This window comes from Specibacter sp. RAF43 (genome assembly GCF_052114065.1).
In the GTDB taxonomy this organism is placed as follows: domain Bacteria; phylum Actinomycetota; class Actinomycetes; order Actinomycetales; family Micrococcaceae; genus Specibacter.
Genome location: NZ_JBFREA010000055.1, coordinates 1 through 3432, shown reverse-complemented (window position 1 = coordinate 3432; position 3432 = coordinate 1). Strand labels below are relative to the sequence as shown.

General features: G+C 75.1%; 2 protein-coding genes. Both read right to left on the bottom strand.

Features of this window, described 5'->3' with window-relative positions:
• Positions 1-1908, bottom strand: a 1908-nt coding sequence (locus tag AB4Y80_RS16825) for a hypothetical protein (protein ID WP_442215483.1), incomplete at its 3' end; no start/stop codon positions are given.
• 15 nt (positions 1909-1923) lie between these two features.
• The coding region (locus AB4Y80_RS16820) for a hypothetical protein (RefSeq protein WP_442215482.1) at positions 1924-3432 on the bottom strand (1509 nt) is incomplete at its 5' end.

The following is a 3432-nucleotide window of genomic DNA, read 5'->3' as shown; positions in this document are numbered from 1 at the left end:
GTCCAGGTGCGTGCGGGCCGCGCCGAGCGCGGTCGCGTCCGGGGCCACCGGCGGCCGCCGCCGCGGGCGCTGCGGGACGGAGTTGCCGGCGAGGTCCACGGCGAGCACCCGGAAGCTGTAGGACATGCCGTACCGCAGCCGCGGCAACGACCCCGGCTCGACCCGGGAGATGATGTGCGCGCCGTCGATCGGCGGATCCGGCGGGGTCACCACGACGGTCTCCGTGGCGCCGTCGGGCCCGGGCGGCTCGACGTGGACGATCGTGCGGCCGGGCCGCGGCGCGGACAGGCTCCAGCCGTCCCAGCCGGCCACCACTTCGTGCAGGTAGTAGCCCACCGTAGTGTCCCCGGGCGCCTTGTTGAGCGCGGAGAGCTGCAGGAACCCGACGTCGGCCGCGTCCCGGAGCACCGGCACCCCGCCCGGCTCCCCCGTCACGCTCACGCGGCGCCGGTGCAGGCTGTGCCACTCCTTGCTCGCGTCGTCCCACACTTCCAGCCGGATCCCGCGCACCACGTCATCGAGAAGCAGCTCGCGCGCGCCGTCGTCCGCGAGGGTCTCGGCCGCCTGCACGCGCCCGCGCACCTGGGCGGCCCGGCCGCGCCGGGCGATGGCGAAGCCGGTGGCGCGCAGCGTGCCCGGCGCCGACGTGGCGGGGTCGCCGTTGGCCTCGCCGGCGTATTGGCGGGCGAGGTTGCGCGCGTGCTGGTCGAGCTTGAGCCCGGACGCGTCCGGGTCGGCGTCGAGGACCACCCACTCGTCGTTGCCCAGGGGCAGCGCGCCGCCCACCCACGCGGCGCTGGACGCGGCGGTGAAGACCGGGCCGTTCACCACGGCCCGGGTGCGCCGCGGCGGGAGCACCTGGAGGTCGGGGTGCGCGGAGGTGACGCTCACGCTGACCCATGCCGCCCCGGCGAGTGCGGCGCGCGCCCCGGCGGCGTCGACGCCGTCCAGCACGACGTCGACCGCCAGCCCCAGCCGGCGCAGCAGCGCGGGGGTGGCGCCGAAGGAGGCGACCTTGGCGTGGAAGTCGTGCTCGGGCCGGGCCGGGCGCGGCGTTGGCGGGGCGTCCGGCTCCGGCTCGGTGCGCGGCTGCTGCGCCGGCTGCTCGGGCCGCTCGTAGTACCGGCGCATGGCATGGGCGTCGACGATCAGCTGCAGCTGCGGATCGGCCGAGAGGTCCTGCCCGAGGAGCGCGTCGAGCCGCCCGGTCACCCGGGTGTCGGCGTCGGGGTCATCCAGCAGCACCTGCACCGGGGAGGGGTCCTCGACGCTTTCGGACTGGTAGGGCGGCAGCGGGGGGATCTCGCGGCCGTGCCCGCGCTCGGGGTCCGTCTCGTCGGGCTCGGTCAGCGGGCCGATGGTCGTCAGCGCATCGCGGAGCCGCTGCGCCGGCAGCTGCAGGGCACGGCGGGCCCGGCGTCCGGCGTCCTCGAGCAGCCGCCGCAGCGGCCCGCCCTCGTCGAGGCTGGCCAGGGTCTCCAGCAGGCCGCCGGCCACCGGGTCGCCGGCCAGCCCGGGCCGGTGCCCGGGCGCCGCGGTGATCGCCGCCAGGTGCAGGTCGATGGCGTGGTCGCTCATGCGGCTGGCGGGGTTGGTGCGCCACGTCTCCCCGGAGAGCACCGGTGTCGGAAAGGCGGCCACCAGCGTGGACGGCGGCAGCACGGCCGTCCAGGAGGCGGCGTCGGCGGCGGAAACGACGCGCAGCGCCAGGGCGGCGTTCGCCTCCAGCGACGTCGTCAGGCGCAGCGTGCACCCGGCCAGCGTGCCCACCCAGTCGGCGGCGGCCGGATAGTCGGCCAGCTGCGTGCCCCCGCCCACCAGCTTGTGCGTGAAAAAGATGGTGAGGTGGAACGGGGCGTCGTCGGCCAGCGAATATGGCAGCGCTGTCGCCAGGACGGTGGTGGGCATCGGGTCCCCCTTTTCTCAGGCCGGCACGGGCGCGAACGCGTCACAGTACAGGGCCCAGTCGGCGTTCCTGCCGTCGTCCTCCGGCGGCATGAGCTGGTACATCGTCGGATCCCCCTTGGAGCCGGCCAGCCTGCGCTCGACGGTGATCTCCACGGAGGCGGAGAAGAACAGCACCTCGACCTCGACCACCAGCGAGGCGCGGCCGACGAGCTTGCCGGTCTCGAACTGGTAGATGAGCGAGAGCTCCAGGGTGATCGAGGCGCTGACCAGGCCCAGCACGTCGACCTCCCCGCGAATCCGGAAGTACGCGGCCAGCATTCCCCGGGCGGCTTCCAGGCGCAGGTAGACGCCCACGGCGATGGACACGGAGCCGGAGGCCACGCCGAGGTCCACCGACAGGCACGCGCACGCCTCGAGCCCGAGCTCCAGCAGCACCAGCCCCTTGGGCGAGGCGCGCAACACCAGCCAGCCGYCGCCGCCGATGCACATGACGGTGAGCCGGAACGGTGCGTCCTTGGCGCAAAAGTGGAAGCCGACGGTCATCGCCTCGCCCAGGAACGGGATGTGGGCGTCGGCCCCGAGCGCGATGTTCTCCAGGCTGAACACGCCCACGGACACGTTGGGCAGGGTGAGGTCGAAGCCGGCCCGCACCCCGTCCGGGGCGACGTCGACGTGGGGCGGGTCGGAGAACCCGTCGAACGGGATGAGCTCGCGCAGCCGGTCAACGAAGGACAGCGGGCCGAGGAAGCCGATGCCCCCGAACACGACGTCGACCTCGGGCTTGCCGGCCGAACCGGCGTGGAAGCCCACGCGCCGGAACATCAGCTTCATCAGGGCGGCGGGGCCGTCGCCGATGAGGTTGAGGTCGAAGTCGATGATCTCCGCCAGGATGTCGACGGCCGGCGGTGCGCTCGCCGACGCCCGGACCTCGACGTCCAGGCGCAGGGCGTGCTCCTGCCGGGGCGCAAAGATGTTGGGGGCGGTCGGCGGCAGTCCCCACGCGGTGATGGCCGGGCGCCACTGCATCCGCGCGGTGACCTGTCCGCCGGCGGCGCCGCGCAGCAGCCGGGCGAGCCCGTCGGCGTCCTTGGCGATGTCGGTGAGCGTCGCTAGCGTCTGGGCGGGCTTCGCCAGCGCCGAGCGGACGGCGGCGGGCACGCCGGGGGCCCCGACGGCCCCCAGCAGCGGCGGCAGCTCGCCGGCGAGGGCGACGGCGGCGGCGCTCACGCTCTCCGGGTTGCCGGGCAGTCCCCGGACGGCGCCGATGAGCGCGTCCAGGCGGGTCTCCAGCGGGCCGATGCGGGCGTCGAGCTCGTCCTTGGCGTGCTGGGCAATGGCCCGCGCGCCGTCGTGCGCGGCCAAGGTGACCTCCCGGGCGAGGCGCGCCTGGGCGTCCTGGAGGGCCGTCCGCAGCCGCTGCGCCTCGGTGAGCAGCCGGGTGACGGCGGCGAGGGCGTCGGAGACAAACGCCGGCGCCTCCTCGAGTCCGCCGGCCTTGAGCAGGTCCAGGAGGCTGAACAGGCC